The organism is Brevundimonas sp. SORGH_AS_0993 (assembly GCF_030818545.1).
In the GTDB taxonomy this organism is placed as follows: Bacteria; Pseudomonadota; Alphaproteobacteria; order Caulobacterales; family Caulobacteraceae; genus Brevundimonas.
Genome location: NZ_JAUTAH010000001.1, coordinates 208882 through 225446 on the forward strand (window position 1 = coordinate 208882; position 16565 = coordinate 225446).

Below are 16565 nucleotides of genomic sequence, written 5' to 3' on the forward strand. Positions count from 1 at the left end.
CCAACCGCTACGCCGGCTCCAAGGATCGGCGCGCCATCGCCGACCGGGTCTATAAGGTGCTGCGCGCGCGCGGCCGCCTCTCTTGGATCATGGGCGGACGCGATGACGGCCGGGCCCTGGTCATCGGCTCGCTGCACGCCATCGACGGCCTGTCGCTGGAAGAGATCGAGGTCCTGCATTCGGGCGACGGCTATGGTCCGCGTCCTTTGTCCAAGCAGGAACGCAGCCGGATCACGGCAGGGGAGGGCGAATTGCCCGGCTGGGTCGCCGCCGGCCTGCCCGAGTTCGTGGTCGAGGATTTCAAGACCACCTTCGGCGACTGCTGGGCCGAGGAAGCCCATGCCCTGATGGCGCCCCGCGCGCCCATCGACCTGCGCGTCAACGGCGCCGTGGCCACGGTGGACGCGGTCGAGGCCGAACTGCGCGAAGCGGGTCTGGAGCCGTCACGCACGCCTTGGTCCGAATGGGGCCTGCGCCTCCCCAGCGAGCCGCCGCCCAACATCCAGGCGCTGGACGGTTTCAAGGCCGGCCGGTTCGAGATTCAGGACGAGGGCAGTCAGGTCGTCTGCTGGCTGGCCGGCGCCGAACCCGGCGCGACGGTGGTGGACTATTGCGCCGGCGGCGGCGGCAAGACCCTGGGTCTGGCGCAGGCCATGGTCGGGCAGGGCAAGCTGGTCGCGTCCGATGTCGTGAACAAGCGTCTGGAGAACATCCGGCCCCGTCTGCAGCGGGCGGGCGCCGAGGCGGATCTGGTCCTGATCGGTCAGAACGGCGGCGGTCTGGAGGATTTGAACGGACAGGCCGATCTGGTGCTGGTCGATGCCCCCTGTTCCGGCTCCGGCACCTGGCGCCGTCGCCCAGAGGACGCTTGGCGTCTGACGGCGGAAGAGGTCGAGAAGCTGCACGGTCTGCAGGTCCGTATTCTGGGCCAGGCCGCCAAGCTGGTGAAGCCGGGCGGGCGTCTGGCCTATGTCACCTGTTCGATGCTGGCGCGCGAGAACGAGGCCAGCGCCGAAGCCTTCGAGGCCGCCAATCCGGACTTTCGGCCCATGCCGATCAGCGCCGCTCTGGCGGCGTCCCAGCTGACCGACACGGCCCGCGCGCGTTTCGCCGAACTGGCGACCACGGGGCGCGTCTGCGGCTGTCGCCGGCGTCGGCCGACACTGACGGTTTCTTCGTCGCCCTGTACGAGCGCAAGGCGTGAGCGGGGCGCGGCTGGAGCGACATGGCGAGGTTTCGGTCCTCTATGTCATGGCGGCCCCGGCCGAGTACGGCGAACATCTGCGCGCCCGGATCCAGCCGCTGATGACGGGCATCGGCCCGGTCGAGGCCGCCGTCGCCTTGAGCGCCGCCCTGGCCCGGATGGGAGCGGCGGGCGACCTTCCGGATCTGATCGTGTCCCTGGGGTCGTGCGGCTCGCGGGTGCTGGCGCACGCCGCCGTCTATCAGGCGTCGTCTGTCGCGTACCGGGACATGGACGCCAGCCCTTTGGGGTTCGACAAGGGGGTGACGCCCCTGTTGGATCAGCCTGCGGTCCTGCCGCTGCCCTGCCCCGTTCCCGGCGTGCCGACCGCGACCCTGTCGACGGGCGCCGACGTTGTGTCGGGCGCTGCCTATGACGCCATCGCGGCCGAGATGGTGGACATGGAGACCTGGGCCTTGGTTCGCGCGGCACAGACGTTCGGACTGCCCCTGATCGCCCTGCGCGGAGTCTCCGACGGGCGGGCTGAACTGAAGGCGCTGGAGGACTGGACCTCCACCCTGCACCATGTGGACCAGAACCTGGCCGCCGCCGTGGACCGTCTAGTCGCCGTGCTGGACGCCCAGGGCCTCGCCGCGCTTGAAATTCCGGCCCTCCAAGGCCAAGACCCCGCGCAACTCTCCCCGGAATCGATCCCGTCATGACCACGCCGCACCAAAAGGTTCTCATCGTCGATTTCGGCAGTCAGGTGACGCAGCTGATCGCGCGCCGCCTGCGCGAGGCCAGCGTCTATTGCGAAATCCATCCGTTCCAGAAGGCCGAGGCCGCTCTGGCCGCCATGAAACCGGCGGCCATCATCCTGTCGGGCGGCCCGGAGAGCGTCCATGAGGAAGGCAGCCCGCGCGCGCCCCAAGGCGTGTTCGAGGCGGGCGTGCCGGTGCTGGGCATCTGCTACGGCGAGATGACCATGTGCGAACAACTGGGCGGCAAGGTCGAGGGCGGCCATACGCGCGAGTTCGGGCGCGCCGAGATCACGGTTCAGAAGGCGTCGCCCCTGCTGGCCGACCTGGCCCCGGTCGGCGAAGAGGAGACCGTCTGGATGAGCCACGGCGACAAGATCGTCGCCATCCCGCAAGGCTTTGACGTGGTCGCCTCGTCCGACGGTTCGCCCTATGCGGTGATCGCCGACGAGACCCGCCGCTTCTACGGCGTGCAGTTCCACCCCGAGGTGATGCACACCCCGCGCGGCCACCAGATGCTGAAGAACTTCACCCACGGCATCGCCGGGCTGAAGGGCGACTGGACCATGGCCGCCTATCGCGACGAGAAGATCGCCCAGATCCGCGAACAGGTCGGCGACGCCAAGGTGATCTGCGGCCTGTCGGGCGGGGTCGATTCATCGGTCGCGGCCGTCCTGATCCACGAGGCCATCGGCGACCAGTTGACCTGCGTGTTCGTCGACACCGGCCTGCTGAGGAAAGACGAGGCCAAACAGGTCACGACCCTGTTCAGAGAACACTACAACATCCCGCTCGTGCATGTTGACGCCTCGAAGGAATTCCTGGGTGAACTGGCCGGGATTTCCGACCCCGAGACCAAGCGCAAGACCATCGGCCGCCTGTTCATTGAGGTGTTCGACCGCGAGTCCGCCAAGATCGAGGGGGCCGAATTCCTGGCCCAGGGCACCCTCTATCCCGACGTGATCGAGAGCGTCTCCTCGTCCAGCGGCAAGGCCCACGTCATCAAGAGCCACCACAATGTCGGCGGCCTGCCGGACTATATGAAGCTGAAGTTGGTCGAGCCGTTGCGCGAACTGTTCAAGGACGAGGTCCGCGCCCTGGGCCGCGAACTGGGCCTGACAGACGCCTTCGTCGGCCGCCACCCCTTCCCCGGACCGGGCCTGGCCATCCGCATCCCCGGCGAGATTACCCCCGACGCCGTGGCGACCCTGCAGGACGCGGACGCCATCTATCTGGAAGAGATCCGCAAGGCGGGCCTGTACGACGACATCTGGCAGGCCTTCGCCGTCCTGCTGCCGGTCAAGACGGTCGGCGTCATGGGCGACGCCCGCACCTACGAAAAAGTCCTGGCCCTGCGCGCCGTCACCTCCACCGACGGCATGACCGCCGACTTCTACCCATTCCCCTGGGACATCCTTGGCCGAACGGCGACCCGGATCATCAACGAGGTCCGGGGCGTGAACCGCGTGGTCTACGACGTGACGTCCAAGCCGCCGGGGACGATTGAGTGGGAATAATTCAGGCCTTTTGGGACCTTTCGGCATCGCTTCGGAAGTGTCCCGCAAAGCCCTGACAACATTGTGAATTCTGTCGAGACCCTTCGAGATCATTCGGAGGGTCTTTTTTCATTTTACCGTCCTCGCTGACGGTATCGCCTGGCGTTGATCCCGGGGACTCCGGCCCATACCGTCACAGGCGCATCGAGGCCGCTGACGGTATCGTTTTCTCCCAAGTGTTTGATTGGACGAGACAATACCCTCTCGAAATCGGCCGAAATCGCACCTGAGCCGACAGAGGAGATTTTACCGTGCTTACGGACGCCGCGCTGAAGAATTTGCGACCGAAATCAAAGGCGTACAAGAGTACCGACAGGGACGGCATGTACGCCTACGTGTCCCCCGGCGGCGCGATCTCGTTCCGCTACGATTATCGCTTCAATGGACGCCGGGAGACGGTGACCCTGGGACGTTACGGCCGGGGCGGCCTTAGCCTCGCCCAGGCGCGCGAGCGTCTCTTCGACATCAAGCGGACGATCGCTGAAGGCGCGTCGCCGGCGATCGAGAAACAGCGGGCAAAACGCCGGCTGAAGGAGTCTCGCAGCTTCGAGCACGTCGCCCAGGCGTGGATGGACAAGGCGCCGATGGCGGACAGCACGCGCAACATGCGCCGGTCGATCTTCAATCGGGAGGTTCTGCCGAAGTGGCGGAGCCGCCTGCTCTCGGAGATCACGCCCGACGACCTTCGCGCTCACTGCAAGACCATCGTGGACCGCGGCGCGCCGGCGACCGCGATCCATGTCCGAGACATCGTCAAACAGATCTACGGCTGGGCGATCCTGCACGGCGAGAAGATCGACAACCCGGCCGACGGGGTGGGGCCGGCCTCCATCGCGACCTTCCGGCCGCGGGACCGGAGCCTCTCGCCCAGCGAGATCCGCATCATGCTGGATCTGCTCGGGGAGGTGGCGACCCTGCCGACCATCCGGCTCGGACTGAAGTTCGTGCTGCTGAGCATGGTGCGCAAGAGCGAGTTGCAGGATGGCATCTGGCCGGAGGTGGATTTCGAGAACGCCGTCTGGTCGATCCCGGCGGCGCGAATGAAGCGGTCCCGGCCGCACAACGTCTATCTGTCGACCCAGATGCTCGACATCCTGGTCGCCCTGAAGACCTGCGCCGGAAATTCGAAATACATCCTGCCGTCGCGCTACGACGCGGACGCGCCGATGTCGCGGGCGACCTTCAATCGCGTGACCACCGCCATCGCCGACCGGGCGAAGGAGAGGGGCTTGCCGCTGGAACCGTTCACCGTGCACGACCTGCGGCGGACGGCCTCGACCCTGCTTCACGAGATGGGCTTCAACTCGGACTGGATCGAGAAGGGCTTGGCCCACGAGGAACGGTCGTCGCGGGGCGTCTACAACAAGGCGGAGTTCGAGATGCAGCGCCGGCACATGGCCCAGCAGTGGTCCGACGCCGTCGAGGCTTGGGAGGAAGGGCGGACCTTCACGCCGGTCCTCACCGTGCCGGAGGGGGAGGGGCCTCGGTTCGATCCGAGGTTCTGACCGGTCGGCTGACGCGCAGGCGGACGTCCGGGGCGGGCGCGCGGCGAATGGGCTGGCTCCGGCGTCGCTCGAGCCAGGCTTCGACCTCGGCGAGGTCCCAGACGACGCAGCGCGGCGTCAGAAGGAAGCGCTTCGGGAACTCGCCGCGGCGCTCCATCTCCCAGATGGTGCTGTCAGCGAGCGGCACCATCTGGTGCAGTTGAGGCTTCTTGATCGTCCGGCGAAGGGGCGGGGTCGTCTGAGCCATGGGGTCTCTCCACAGTAGGAGGGAATCGAACCCGAAAGGCTGCGGGCGGCCTAGCCGCCAACCTCTCGACCGTGACCTTACGGCGTCGCCGATCAGAGAGGAGTTGACCATTTCCATATTTCGACTATTTCGGAACTATGGAAACCGAAGCCTCGATTCTCGCACTGGCCGGGTTGGCGCAATCGACGCGGCTGGAGGCGTTTCGCCTGCTGGTGCGTCACGAACCCACCGGTCTGCCCGCTGGTGAGATCTCCAACCACCTGGCAATCCCGGCCAACACCCTGTCGTCCCATCTCGGTGTCCTTACCCGGGCGGGGCTGATCAAGTCGGAGCGTCGCAGCCGGTCGATCATCTATCGGGCCGACCTGGACCGGCTTCGCGATCTGGTCCTGTTCCTGCTCAAGGACTGCTGTGGGGGCAGAGCGGACCTGTGCGAACCGTTGTTGGCCGAACTCGCGCCCTGCTGCCCCTGAGGACACCGTGGACATCGTTATCTATCACAACCCCGCGTGCGGGACGTCGCGCAACGCGCTCGAGCTGATCCGCCACGTCGGGGTCGAGCCTCACGTGGTCGAATATCTGAAGACCCCGCCGTCGCGCGCCATGGTCGCCTGGCTTGCGGAGCGGACCGGCGCCCCGCTGCGCGATCTGCTGCGGGAGAAGGGCACGCCCTTCGCTGAACTGGGACTTGAGAACCCCGACCTGACTGATGAGCAGTTGCTCGATGCGATCGAGGCCCATCCGATCCTGCTCAACCGTCCGATCGTCGTCGGTCCCTTGGGGGTTCGTCTCTGCCGCCCGTCGGAGGCCGTGCTGGACCTGCTGCCGGCCGAGGACCTGAAGCCTTTCACCAAGGAGGACGGCGAAGTCGTCATCGACGCCGACGGTCGGCGGGTGGGACGATGACCGATGCGCCCGCCGCTCCGCCGCGCCGTTTGTCGTTCCTCGACCGCTGGCTGACGGTCTGGATCTTCGCCGCCATGGTGGTGGGCGTTCTGCTCGGAACCGTCGTGCCGGGCTTGCCCGCGTGGATCGACAGCCTCTCGGTAGGGACCACCAACATCCCCATCGCCATCGGCCTGATCCTGATGATGTACCCGCCGCTGGCCAAGGTCCGCTACGAGGCCTTGCCGCGCGTGTTCGCCGACAAGCGGGTCCTGGCCCTGTCCCTGATCCAGAACTGGATTCTCGGGCCGGTGCTGATGTTCGCCCTGGCGGTGATCTTCCTGCGCGATCAGCCGGAGTACATGACCGGCGTGATTCTGATCGGCCTGGCGCGCTGTATCGCCATGGTGTTGGTCTGGAACCAGCTGGCGCGCGGCGACAATCAGTATGTGGCCGGTCTCGTGGCCTTCAACTCGATCTTCCAGATCCTGTTCTTCAGCCTCTACGCCTGGCTCTTCCTGACCGTCCTGCCGCCGCTGTTCGGCCTGCAGGGCAGCGTGGTGGACGTTAGCGTCTGGACCATCGCCGGAGCCGTGCTCGTCTATCTCGGCGTGCCGTTCCTGGCGGGGTTCCTGACCCGCCGCAGCCTGATCGCCCGCAAGGGCGCCGACTGGTACGAGCGCCGCTTCCTGCCGCGCATCGGGCCGATCACCCTGATCGCGCTGCTCTTCACCATCGTGGCCATGTTCAGCCTCAAGGGCGGGGAGGTCGTGGCCCTGCCGTTGGACGCCCTGCGCATCGCCATTCCGTTGACGATCTACTTCCTCGTCATGTTCGTCGTCAGCTTCCTTATGGGCAAGCTGATCGAGGCCGACTACCCGCGCACCACGGCCTTGGCCTTCACCGCGGCGTCCAACAATTTCGAGCTGGCCATCGCGGTCGCCATCGCGGCGTTCGGGCTGGCTTCGCCGGTCGCCTTCGCCGCCGTCATCGGCCCGCTGGTCGAGGTGCCGGTGCTGATCCTGCTGGTGTCGGTCGCCCTCTGGATGGGCCGGCGCTGGTTCCCGGACACGGTCCCGTCGGCGGACGCCGGGTGATGGTGGTTCTGTATCTAATCGAGCCTACCGACGCCGGCCTGATCGCCGCGCTGCGGGCCGAAGGCCTGCCCGCGCCTGACGCCGGCCGCTACTTCAGCGCCGATCACGACGGCGCCGTCGTCGGCTACGTCGGTCTGGAAGGGGAGGGGCGCGACCTCCTGCTGCGCTCCCTGGTCGTCCTCGCCGACTGGAAGGCGCGCGGGTTGGGAGCCCGGGTGCTGGCCGCCGCCGAAACCGTCGCCGGCGACATGGGCGGCGTACGCCTGCATCTGCTCACCACGACGGCCGAGCCCTTCTTCGCCCGGCACGGCTACCGCGTGGCGGACCGTCAGGCGGCGCCGGAGGCGATCCGGCGGACCCGCGAGTTCGCGGGGCTCTGCCCGGCGTCGGCGGCCTATCTGACCAAGGACCTGTGATGACCTTCGACCGCCTGCGATCGCTGCCCGATCCGGATCATCTGCCGGCCCTGGACAAGGCCTATCTCTCGCCAGATCCCGCCCGCGATCTGGGACCTCACGATAATTCGCCCCGGATCCTGCTCCTCTACGGCTCTTTGCGCGAGCGGTCCTATTCGCGCCTCTGCGTCGAGGAGGGGGCCCGTCTGCTGCAATGGATGGGCTGCGAAACCCGCATCTTCGATCCGTCTGACCTGCCCCTTCCGGGGTCGCCCGGCGACGACGATCACCCGGCGGTGCGGGAGTTGCGCGAGCACGCCTTGTGGTCCGAGGGCATGGTCTGGTGCAGCCCGGAGCGGCATGGCCAGGTCTCGGGCCTGATGAAGCTGCAGATCGATCATCTGCCCCTGAGCATGGGCGGGGTGCGCCCGACCCAAGGGCGGACCCTGGCCGTCATGCAGGTCTCTGGCGGGTCGCAGAGCTTCAACGCCGTCAACACCCTGCGGCTGCTCGGCCGCTGGATGCGGATGATCACCATCCCCAACCAGTCGAGCGTGGCCAAGGCCTTCCAGGAGTTCGACGACGCCGGGCGGATGAAACCCTCCGCCTATTATGAGCGCATCGTCGATGTGATGGAGGAACTGGTCCGCTTCACCATCCTTACCCGGCCTCATGCCGCCCGGCTGGTCGACCGCTACTCGGAGCGCAAGGCCGCCGGGGTCCCCGTCGACGCAGCGACGGATTTGTCTTCGATCGCGATCGACCGTCAGGGCTAGGCGCTGCGCGGTTATAGCGGTCGTAGTCGCACGATCTTGGGATCGTCGAGGGACGGTTCCGGGTCAGGAAAGCTCGCGCCCGTGATCAGCTCCAGCATCGACGGCGCGAGGCCGATCTCCCGACCCACCTCCGTCGCGCCGCCTGAAACCGCGCTGTCCAGAGCAGCCAGCGCCGAGGGGAGAAGTTCCGGTTGCTCAACCGGCAGACTGCCATCCGCATCGTAGGTCTCGACCTTGGCCTGGCCGGTCTTGACCAGATGGATGTTGGCCGTGCGGTACTGCGCGGCGCTGAGCAGGCCGAGATCGTAGCCGCGCCGTACGATCGCGCGGACCGACATCTTCCATCTGAGCTTCAGCTCGAACAGCGCACGCCAGTTCAGGGATCGTCCCCTAGGAAATTCGCGCAGTACCGCGCCGCGCGGGAAGAGAAAGGCGCTGGCGAAACGGTGCGCTTGGTCCTCGGTCGCGCGATCCCCCGTTTGGAGACCACGATGCATGATCAGGTGACCGCACTCATGGGCGAAATCGAACCGTTGACGGCACAGGCTTTCCTTGAGTGAACTGCGCACGATGATCGGTCGTCGTCGATCCATGGAGAAGGCGTCCACCCGGTCCGACAAGTCGCCAAAATAGGTCACGACCGCCCCGGCGTTCTCGACGACCCGCATCATGCTGGTGATCGGTCCCGTCGTGCCGAGACCCCAGTGCCGTCGCGCGTCCTCGGCAGCCTGTTCGATCTCTTCGGCCGTTGTCGCCGGCAGGTCGGGAAACGACACGTGGGGCAGTTCAAGATGGTCTTCGACGGCCGCTACGAACTTGTCGAGCAATGTACCGCGGGCGAGGACCTGGCTGGTGATCGACGCTGGGCGGGTGATGTGCCCACGGAAGTGGCATTGCTCCGGACGCACCGTCGACGGGATCGGCTCGGCCAGAAAGCCAGAGGTCACGCCCAGCACGTCGGCCAGGGCGTCAACTACCTCGTCAGACGGCGACCGGGACCCGGTCTCCAGTTGATGAATAAACTGACGGGTGGCGCCTACGAGGTCGCCGACTTCCTCAAGGGAATAACCATGGGCCAGCCGGGCGAGCCGCAATTGCTCGCCCGCGATCTTCGAGCTCTTGTCCATTGTCTGGTCGGTCTAGCGACCGTCCCTCACCCAGATCCGTCTACGTCGGCCGCTCATTCGGTCGTCCCGTCTTTCTTCCTCTTTGCGGCGATTCCCACGGCCGGGGCAGGGAGGTCGACCCCGTCGCTGCCCGCGACCCAGAGTGGCGAAACCCTGGTCACCGGCTCGTCAAGCGGGACCGGCCAGGTCAACACCGGGGCATCGCCGTCGAGCACGACAAAGGTGATCGCGGTGATCGACCCGTCCAGATCGGTCTCGATCGCGAACCGATAAAGGGGTTCGGGCGCGAGCTGGATCAACTCCTCCGGTCCGAACAAGCTCGTCTGGTGAAGTTCCGAGAACGATTGCTTCAGCGTCCGCGCATTGGGCTCGTCGGGCTCGCCCCGATAGAAGCGGACCGGGACGCCGCCGATCGCAAACACGAACTGCATCGAAGGGTCCAGAATCTCGAGCCAGTCGATATCCGCAGACGCCGTTTCGATCTGATGCTTCTGGAACGAGAAGGCATCGCAGCCGACGTTCCAGCCGGTGCAGCCCAGGTTCGGGTCGAACCGATCCAGGGCGTCGTTGCGGCCCCGCTCGATCAGCTTTGCGATCGTGATGAGACGATCGCGTGTCAAGGCGGGGTGATGTTCCCAAGGCGTCATGTGAAGCTCCAGCAAGCAAGCGTCATAATGGGCAATTTTTCGCATTCGTCAACAAGTTCCCGAGAAGTAAGCCGTGAGCAAATCTGTCAACGCATCGCCGCTCGGCTTGGCGGCCGTTTGGTCTCGATACCTACCCATGAGCGACATCGGTTTCGGGCGACGCCTGGATTGTCTAGCTTTCTCTCATGCTGGATTTCCGGAAACCGCAGGCGTTCTCGGGCCGCCTCTCAAGAGGCGGTGACCATCATGATGTGGCGTTCAAGCTCACCCTGACCCCGTCCGGATCGCTCGTCTTCGACTTTGAGGAGCTGGCCTTCACCAAGGCGACCGCCTGGCTGCGCGGCCCCGACGACCGCGGTGAGACGGTGTCCTACTTCAGCCTGGTCGCGCAGTCGGGAGAGGTGACGCTGACGACAGATCATCTTCACCTCAACGCCCCCGTTCATGACGATCAGGAGGGGTCTTATCTCGCCCTGAAAGGTCAGGCCCAGCTGGCGACCCTGACAGCCTCGCGGACGCACGAGGAGCCTTTCCTGCGCATGGGATTGCGAGGGTTCCAGGGCTTCGGCCGACATCAGGTCGAGACGGCCCTCGGAACGATCTATGTCGGCGGCGGAACGGCCAAGCCCGTCGACGAACCGATTTCAGGATTCATAACCGTCGTCGCGCCGTCCGGCGTCGCCGATCGTTCGGCCTGGCGGGCTGAGGCGGGGCGGCTGCTGGAGTACCTCAGGCTCATGACAAGCTTCGCGGCCGGACGGAACCTCAAGGGGCCGACCCTGGAGTATGCGAGCGAAACGGAGTGGACGCTTGAAGTCCTCGAGCAGGCCGGCGGGGGCGACACCCATCAGCCCGTCATCCACTTCTTGAACCAACAGGCCTTCGTGCGCGCCGCCGTCGACGCCTGGTTTGAACCGGTGTTCAAGGTCGAGCAGCTGATGTTCGCTCTCGAATGGTATGTGATGGCCGCGGGGTACACGGAGATGCGGTTGGTGCAGGCCATGACCGTTCTCGAGAACCTGAGCCATGCGAACCTGACGTTTCGTCAGAGCCACTTTCTCCCGCCGACGCAGTTCAAACGGCTCTCGACCGCGATGCGGGCGGCGGCTCCAATGGCGCAAGGCGATCCTGACCTTGAAGCGCTGCTGACGGCCCTGCCGGGCAAGATGGCGGATCTGAATCGCCGGCCGCTGAAAGACAAGGTCAGGCTGCTCATGAAGCAGTGGAATGTCCCGGTCGGCGATCTCGATCTCGAAGCTCTGGATCGTGCCGTGAACGTCCGCAACGAGATCGTGCACCGGGGCCACTATCGCGCCGACGAGCCGCGGTCCTCGGCAGGATCGGGCCTCTGGCCTCACGTGCAGTTCGTTCGGGAGATCATCGCCCGGATCGTGTTCGCGATGATCGCTTATGAGGGCCAGCGGATCGGCTGGATCGGCGGCTATCATCTGACGACCTATCCGCCCTCGGAGGTCTGATGGCGCCCCGGCGTTGGATCACTCCTCCCCAGGACCAATGGGATTTCCCCTGGAAGAGGGGCGACCGCTGTCCCTGCGAGAGCGGGAAGCCGTTCGGCGACTGTTGTCTGAGCCACGACGGGCGGCCCCATCTGAAGCTGGGTCCGATCCACCCGCCGTCGCCGGCCACCGGCTATGCCCACCCCAGATGCTATCTCAACCGGACATGCGACTGCTCGCACACCATCAGCCGGGAGCATTACATCAGCCGGGGCCTTATCAGCCGGCCGGGTCTCAAGGTCAGGGGCATGCCGTGGCAGGCGGAGCCGGTCATGGCGACGTCCGCCGACGCCCTGACATCCAAGATCCTGTGTCAGCGCCACAACTCCGCGCTCTCGCTCCTGGACGCCCATGCCCAGCGGGCGTTTCTGGCGCTCGAGGCCGCGCAGATGCACGCCACCAAGGCGTCCCTGTCCCGCAAGCGGTTCTCGACCCTCATCTCCGGCGAGGCGCTTGAACTCTGGGCGATGAAGACCCTGGCCGGTCTCTATGCGACGGGCATGGACTTCAAGGTCGGGCCCTACCGGTTTCGCGACTATCCGCCGCCGATGGCGAACATCGCCGACGCCCTGACGGCGATCCCGCCCCAGAGCCTCATGCGTCTGGAGGTGCCGACGGATGCGGACGCGCACGAGGCGTCCCTCGGCCGCTCAGCCGTCTCGACCCTTCCGGTCATCGACGAGGATCAGGGCCGGCTGGTCGCGGTGATCTTCCGCCTGCAAGGGCTGGGATTGAAGTTCCACCTCGAGAACGAGGCGGTGCCGACGCCGTCCGACGCGGTGCTCAGACCCCACATGATCGATGTGGTGGGGCCGCATCGGAGTAGCCGGATCTACGTCAGCTGGGGCGAGGCCAGGCCCGGTCAGATCGTCTTCCTCAAGCTGAAGCCCGCAACGCCGCGCCAGAAGGACGCCTGGCGCGCCTCGCACAAGGGCTAAGGGCTCCGCCCTCGCGCGGGCCAGGGTGAAGCGGCTTCGCCGCCGGACCGGCCGGTCTCCCCGACCTTCCGCGCCGGCGATGGGTTAAATCCCTCTCACGACGGTCAGGCTTGTGCAGGTCGGGCGATCCCCCTCCGGCCGGTCCGCCCTGGCCGTTGCTACCCCGGTCTCGCCGACGGGCAGGGTTTCAGGCGCGCAGTTCGCGTGCCTGCAACCCTTGCCCAAAGGAGGCAGACATGAGTACCCAACCTATCGAAACCGTCGCGACAGAAGCGACCGCGCCGCAGCACGGCGCGGAGGTGATCGTGCCGCTGAACCGGCTCAAGGCCTCGCCGAAGAACGCGAGGAAGACCCCGCACAGCCCGGCGACCATCGAGGCCTTCGCGGCCTCCATCAAGGCCAAGGGGGTGTTGCAGCCGCCCGTGGTCGAGATCGAGCGGGATGGGGAGGGCGTTCCGACCGGGAACTACCTCGTCACCATCGGCGAGGGGCGGCGGCAGGGGCTGCGGCTGCTCGCCAAGCGCAAAGCGATCAAGCGGACCCATCCGGTGCGGGTCATCGTGGACGCAGAGAACGACGCCCACGAGATCAGCCTTGACGAGAACATCACCCGTGAGGCCATGCACCCCGCCGACCAGTTCGAGGCCTTCCAGCGGCTGGCCGAGGAAAAGGGCTATGGCCCAGAGGAGATCGGCGCCCGGTTCGGGGTGTCGGCGCAGATCGTGCGCCAGCGGCTGCGGTTGGGGGCGGCCGCCCCGGAGTTGATGGCCGCTTATCGGGCCGGGACGCTGGCGCTCGACCAGCTGATGGCCTTCTGCGTCAGTACGGATCAGGACCGACAGCGGCAGGTGTTCGAACAGGCCGGACTCCATACCCCGGCCTACGCCATCCGCCGCGCCATGACCGAAGCCAAGGTGCGGGCCGATGACCGGCGCGTCCGCTTCGTCGGTGTAGAGGCCTATGAGGCCGAGGGCGGAGCGGTGCTGCGCGACCTGTTCACGGAGGACGGCGGCGGCTGGCTGGAGGACGTGGTCCTGCTGGACCGGTTGGTCGCCGAGAAGCTGGCCGGGCTGGCGGACGAGGCGCGCGAGCGCGAGGGCTGGAAATGGGCCGAGGCGGCGCTGCACTATCCCGACGTGTCCGCCTTCGGGCGGGTCTATCCGGTCGCGGTCGAGCGCTCGGAAGCGGACGCCGCCGAGATCGCGGCCCTGTCGGAGGAATACGACGGCATCGTCTCCGAGGCGGGTGACGACGGCCTGTCGCCCGAGGCGGACGCGCGGCTGGAGGAGATCGACAAGGCGTTGCAGGCCTTCGGCCCGGACTTCGCCTACGCCCCCGAGGCCAGGGCGCGGGCCGGGGTGGTGGTGATCCTTGGTCACGACGGCCTCGCCCGCTTCGAGCGCGGTCTGGTCCGGGCCGAGGACGTGCCCGCCGATCCGCCGTCGCCGTGGTCGGAGGACGACGCGGCGGACGACGCTGTGGACGATGGGGCGCAGTCGGGCGCGGACGTGTCCGAGGGCGAGGCGCCTTCGGCCCTGTCGGACCGGCTGCTGATCGATCTGACGGCGCACAAGACCATGGGGCTGCGCGATGCGGTGCAGGCCGACGTGAACGCGGCTCTGGCGACCGTGGTCCATGCGCTCGCCTTGCAAGTCTTCTATCCGGGCTACGGCGTCTGGACGCCGTTGCAGCTCCGGCTGACGACGACCGGACTGGAGCGGCTGGCGCCGGGCGTGGACGACGGCCCCGCCGGGCGCCGGGTCCGCGACCGGTGCGAGGCGTGGGGCGCGCGCCTGCCCGAGCGCGCGGAAGACCTCTGGAGCGTGGTCTCGGCGCTGCCGCCGTCGGAGCAACTGGACCTGATGGCTTGCTGCGCCGGGGTCGGCCTCTACGCCGTGCGCGATCCGCACGACCGCAGGCCCGGAGCCTTGGCGCAGGCCGAGACGCTGGCGACGGCGGTCGGGCTCGACATGGCCGGGACGTGGACGGCGACGGCGGCCAGCTACTTCGCCCGTGTCGCCAAGCCTAGGGTGCTGGAAGCCGTGACGGAGGCGGCGGGCGCTGAAGAGGCCGCGCGGATCGCCGGGTTCAAGAAGGCGGACATGGCCGAGGCCGCCGAACGGTTGGTAGAAGGAACGGGGTGGTTGCCCGCGCCGCTGCGGACGGCGTCGGACGCGGCGGAGCCGGCGGAGGAGGGCGCGGACGCGCCTCGAGACGAGGACGCCTATTCGTTCGCCGCCGAATAGCGCCATCCGAGACCAAAAACTCGCCGCGCGCCTTTTGGGGGCGCGCGGCTTTTTTATTGAGCCAAGGGCGGAAACTGATTTCGGACACCGACCCCCGGGTCAATCTGACCAGGGGTCCGGGAGTCATGGGCGTCGTTCGACCCGGATGCTGGGCCACGGGTCATGTTTCGGGGGACATCCGTGGGGCGGCCGGAGAGACGAAAATGTCCCGGCCCCCTAGACCCAAATGACCTGCCCTCTTACCCGTCGATTGCTGGAATTCCTCGGTCATCGACCGCATCTTCCTGCCACGGGCACGGTGTCCGCGAGGAATACACAATGAGTGACGAAGAGGAAGAGGCCAAGGTGATCCGGCTGGCGGATCGGCGAGGCAAGCCCGAAACCGACAAGGTGCTGCGGCAGAAGTGGAAGTCCAGCCTCGACGGCGGCTTCACCGTGGTGCCGTCGGTCTTGGTGCAGACCCTGCCCGCTCTGGGCATCCGGGCGTCCGAGTTGGCGGTGCTGGTCTGTCTGATCGACGCGTGGTGGAAGCCCCAAGACATGCCCTGGCCCTCCAAGGCTCGGCTGGCAGGCCTGCTGGGCGTTTCCGACAAGACCATCCAGCGCGCGATCCGCCGGCTGGAGGCGCGGGGGCTCATCGTCTCGGAAGCGCGTCACCGGTCGCACGGCGGCCAGACGTCGAACCGGTACGACCTGACGCCGCTCGTGGCCCGCCTGGAAGCGATCACCAAGGACCTGAAGGACGCCGAGGCCGAGGCGGAGAAAGCCCGTGGCATCGCCGTTCACAAGAGCGCGCCGAAACGCCTCAAGCGCCCGAGCGTGAAGGCCAGCTAGAATGACGACCACTCCCAGGCGCCGGAAAGCCGCCCGCGAAGAAATCGGGCGGGCCATGCAGTCCCGGACGCATGCCTTCGTGCTTCACTATGCGTGTGAAGGCTTCGAGACGCCGCAACGACGGATTACCGCCATCGCGGCGCGCAATCTCGGCACCGGCGTGACGCAGAGCTTCGAACTGGAAACAGCCCTGCGTCGGGCGGGCTGTGACCCGGCGCAGGCCACGGCGGCGGATCTCGACAAGGCTGAAAAGGCTGTCCTCGACGGCTTCTACGACTTCGTGGCGCACAATCTGAATGGCACCTACTGGCTGCACTGGAACATGCGGAACGCCACCTTCGGCTTCCTCGCGCTTGAGAACCGTCATCGGCTTCTCGGAGGCCGACCTCTGACCATCCCCGACGCCCAGCGCGTCGACCTCGCTGCGCGCATGGTAGACCTGTATGGCGACGGCTACGCCGCGATCGACAACCGGCTTCGGTCCGTGGCGTCGCGGAACGGTCTGGCGATGAACCATCTGATCGACGGCGCGGACCAGGCCGCGGCGCTCGAGCGCCGTGACTTCGCGGCCGTGGACCGGTCCCTGCTGAACCGGGTCGATCTCATGTATGCGATCGCCACCAAGGCGAACGAAGGCACGCTGAAGACCCACGCGGGCGCGTTCGATGGGCTGGGCGGCCTTGGCGGCGCGATTGCATGGATCAGGGAGCACCCGGTGGTCGCGGCGTGCGCCGCAGCCGCGCCCGTGTTCGGCGCCGTGATCGGGGCCGTAAAGCTGTGGGGCCTGCTCAGCGGGCACGCGTGATCGTCGCCACGTGCAGTTTGCTGTCGCCGGAGGAGATCTGGACGTGATC

General features: G+C 66.9%; 16 protein-coding genes and 1 pseudogene. 14 read left to right on the forward strand and 3 right to left on the reverse strand.

Going from position 1 to position 16565, the window contains the following annotated elements; translation table 11 throughout:
• Window positions 1-89 precede the first annotated feature (89 nt).
• The 4 genes and pseudogenes from QE389_RS01145 to QE389_RS01160 form a co-directional block, all read left to right on the forward strand.
• Window positions 90-1001 (forward strand): annotated as a pseudogene (locus QE389_RS01145) (RsmB/NOP family class I SAM-dependent RNA methyltransferase); the annotation flags it as partial.
• A gap of 250 nt (window positions 1002-1251) precedes the next feature.
• Window positions 1252-1905: a 5'-methylthioadenosine/S-adenosylhomocysteine nucleosidase gene (locus QE389_RS01150; RefSeq protein ID WP_307363845.1), complete on the forward strand. Its 654-nt coding sequence runs from the start codon at window positions 1252-1254 to the stop codon at window positions 1903-1905.
• Window positions 1902-3458, forward strand: a complete 1557-nt coding sequence (gene guaA, locus QE389_RS01155; protein WP_307363847.1) for a glutamine-hydrolyzing GMP synthase — start codon at window positions 1902-1904, stop codon at window positions 3456-3458. Before QE389_RS01150 ends, guaA begins: the two co-directional genes overlap by 4 nt.
• 290 nt (window positions 3459-3748) lie before the next feature.
• On the forward strand, window positions 3749-5002 hold the full coding sequence (locus QE389_RS01160) for a site-specific integrase (protein ID WP_307363849.1): 1254 nt from the start codon (window positions 3749-3751) through the stop codon (window positions 5000-5002).
• On the opposite strand, the gene QE389_RS01165 is transcribed toward QE389_RS01160, so the two are convergent.
• Window positions 4956-5249, reverse strand: a complete 294-nt coding sequence (locus QE389_RS01165; RefSeq protein WP_307363851.1) for an AlpA family transcriptional regulator — start codon at window positions 5247-5249, stop codon at window positions 4956-4958. The two genes, QE389_RS01160 and QE389_RS01165, sit on opposite strands and share 47 nt — an antisense overlap.
• A gap of 137 nt (window positions 5250-5386) precedes the next feature.
• On the opposite strand from QE389_RS01165, the gene QE389_RS01170 reads away from it, so the two are divergent.
• Genes QE389_RS01170 through arsH form a run of 5 tightly spaced genes read left to right on the forward strand, consistent with a single transcriptional unit; the run spans window position 5387 to window position 8402 of the window.
• A complete protein-coding gene (locus QE389_RS01170; RefSeq protein WP_307363853.1) occupies window positions 5387-5722 on the forward strand; it encodes a helix-turn-helix transcriptional regulator in 336 nt (111 codons plus the stop codon).
• A gap of 7 nt (window positions 5723-5729) precedes the next feature.
• Window positions 5730-6155: an arsenate reductase (glutaredoxin) gene (arsC, locus tag QE389_RS01175; RefSeq protein WP_307363855.1), complete on the forward strand. Its 426-nt coding sequence runs from the start codon at window positions 5730-5732 to the stop codon at window positions 6153-6155.
• Complete coding sequence (gene arsB, locus QE389_RS01180) at window positions 6152-7231, forward strand: ACR3 family arsenite efflux transporter (protein ID WP_307363857.1); 1080 nt, start codon at window positions 6152-6154, stop codon at window positions 7229-7231. Before arsC ends, arsB begins: the two co-directional genes overlap by 4 nt.
• The gene (arsN2, locus tag QE389_RS01185) at window positions 7231-7647 is read left to right on the forward strand and encodes an arsenic resistance N-acetyltransferase ArsN2 (RefSeq protein ID WP_307363859.1); all 417 of its coding nucleotides are present in this window, start codon (window positions 7231-7233) and stop codon (window positions 7645-7647) included. The genes arsB and arsN2 overlap by 1 nt, the downstream gene beginning before the upstream one ends.
• Window positions 7647-8402: an arsenical resistance protein ArsH gene (arsH, locus tag QE389_RS01190; RefSeq protein ID WP_307363861.1), complete on the forward strand. Its 756-nt coding sequence runs from the start codon at window positions 7647-7649 to the stop codon at window positions 8400-8402. The genes arsN2 and arsH overlap by 1 nt, the downstream gene beginning before the upstream one ends.
• An 11-nt stretch (window positions 8403-8413) precedes the next feature.
• Here arsH and QE389_RS01195 read toward each other — a convergent pair whose 3' ends face one another.
• Both QE389_RS01195 and QE389_RS01200 read right to left on the reverse strand, forming a co-directional pair.
• Window positions 8414-9529, reverse strand: a complete 1116-nt coding sequence (locus QE389_RS01195; RefSeq protein ID WP_307363863.1) for an XRE family transcriptional regulator — start codon at window positions 9527-9529, stop codon at window positions 8414-8416.
• 53 nt (window positions 9530-9582) lie between these two features.
• A complete protein-coding gene (locus QE389_RS01200; RefSeq protein ID WP_307363864.1) occupies window positions 9583-10191 on the reverse strand; it encodes a hypothetical protein in 609 nt (202 codons plus the stop codon).
• A gap of 170 nt (window positions 10192-10361) precedes the next feature.
• Between QE389_RS01200 and QE389_RS01205 the strand changes: the two genes are divergently transcribed.
• From QE389_RS01205 to QE389_RS01225, 5 genes are all read left to right on the forward strand, one after another.
• Window positions 10362-11654 (forward strand): hypothetical protein, encoded by a 1293-nt coding sequence (locus QE389_RS01205; protein ID WP_307363866.1) that lies wholly within the window; start codon window positions 10362-10364, stop codon window positions 11652-11654.
• 311 nt (window positions 11655-11965) lie between these two features.
• Complete coding sequence (locus QE389_RS01210) at window positions 11966-12631, forward strand: hypothetical protein (protein WP_307363868.1); 666 nt, start codon at window positions 11966-11968, stop codon at window positions 12629-12631.
• A 236-nt stretch (window positions 12632-12867) separates the two neighbouring features.
• On the forward strand, window positions 12868-14877 hold the full coding sequence (locus QE389_RS01215; RefSeq protein WP_307363870.1) for a ParB/RepB/Spo0J family partition protein: 2010 nt from the start codon (window positions 12868-12870) through the stop codon (window positions 14875-14877).
• Window positions 14878-15195: 318 nt separating this feature from the next.
• Window positions 15196-15711, forward strand: a complete 516-nt coding sequence (locus QE389_RS01220; protein ID WP_307363872.1) for a helix-turn-helix domain-containing protein — start codon at window positions 15196-15198, stop codon at window positions 15709-15711.
• Window position 15712: 1 nt separating this feature from the next.
• Complete coding sequence (locus tag QE389_RS01225; RefSeq protein WP_307363874.1) at window positions 15713-16516, forward strand: hypothetical protein; 804 nt, start codon at window positions 15713-15715, stop codon at window positions 16514-16516.
• Window positions 16517-16565 lie beyond the last annotated feature (49 nt).

Coding starts and splice junctions, on each gene's coding strand:
- QE389_RS01150 (WP_307363845.1), top strand. CDS start 1,252: ATGGCGGCCCCGGCCGAGTACGGCGAACATCTGCGCGCCCGGATCCAG.
- guaA (WP_307363847.1), top strand. CDS start 1,902: ATGACCACGCCGCACCAAAAGGTTCTCATCGTCGATTTCGGCAGTCAG.
- QE389_RS01165 (WP_307363851.1), bottom strand. CDS start 5,249: ATGGCTCAGACGACCCCGCCCCTTCGCCGGACGATCAAGAAGCCTCAA.
- QE389_RS01170 (WP_307363853.1), top strand. CDS start 5,387: ATGGAAACCGAAGCCTCGATTCTCGCACTGGCCGGGTTGGCGCAATCG.
- arsB (WP_307363857.1), top strand. CDS start 6,152: ATGACCGATGCGCCCGCCGCTCCGCCGCGCCGTTTGTCGTTCCTCGAC.
- arsN2 (WP_307363859.1), top strand. CDS start 7,231: ATGGTGGTTCTGTATCTAATCGAGCCTACCGACGCCGGCCTGATCGCC.
- arsH (WP_307363861.1), top strand. CDS start 7,647: ATGACCTTCGACCGCCTGCGATCGCTGCCCGATCCGGATCATCTGCCG.
- QE389_RS01195 (WP_307363863.1), bottom strand. CDS start 9,529: ATGGACAAGAGCTCGAAGATCGCGGGCGAGCAATTGCGGCTCGCCCGG.
- QE389_RS01205 (WP_307363866.1), top strand. CDS start 10,362: ATGCTGGATTTCCGGAAACCGCAGGCGTTCTCGGGCCGCCTCTCAAGA.
- QE389_RS01210 (WP_307363868.1), top strand. CDS start 11,966: ATGGCGACGTCCGCCGACGCCCTGACATCCAAGATCCTGTGTCAGCGC.
- QE389_RS01215 (WP_307363870.1), top strand. CDS start 12,868: ATGAGTACCCAACCTATCGAAACCGTCGCGACAGAAGCGACCGCGCCG.
- QE389_RS01220 (WP_307363872.1), top strand. CDS start 15,196: ATGAGTGACGAAGAGGAAGAGGCCAAGGTGATCCGGCTGGCGGATCGG.
- QE389_RS01225 (WP_307363874.1), top strand. CDS start 15,713: ATGACGACCACTCCCAGGCGCCGGAAAGCCGCCCGCGAAGAAATCGGG.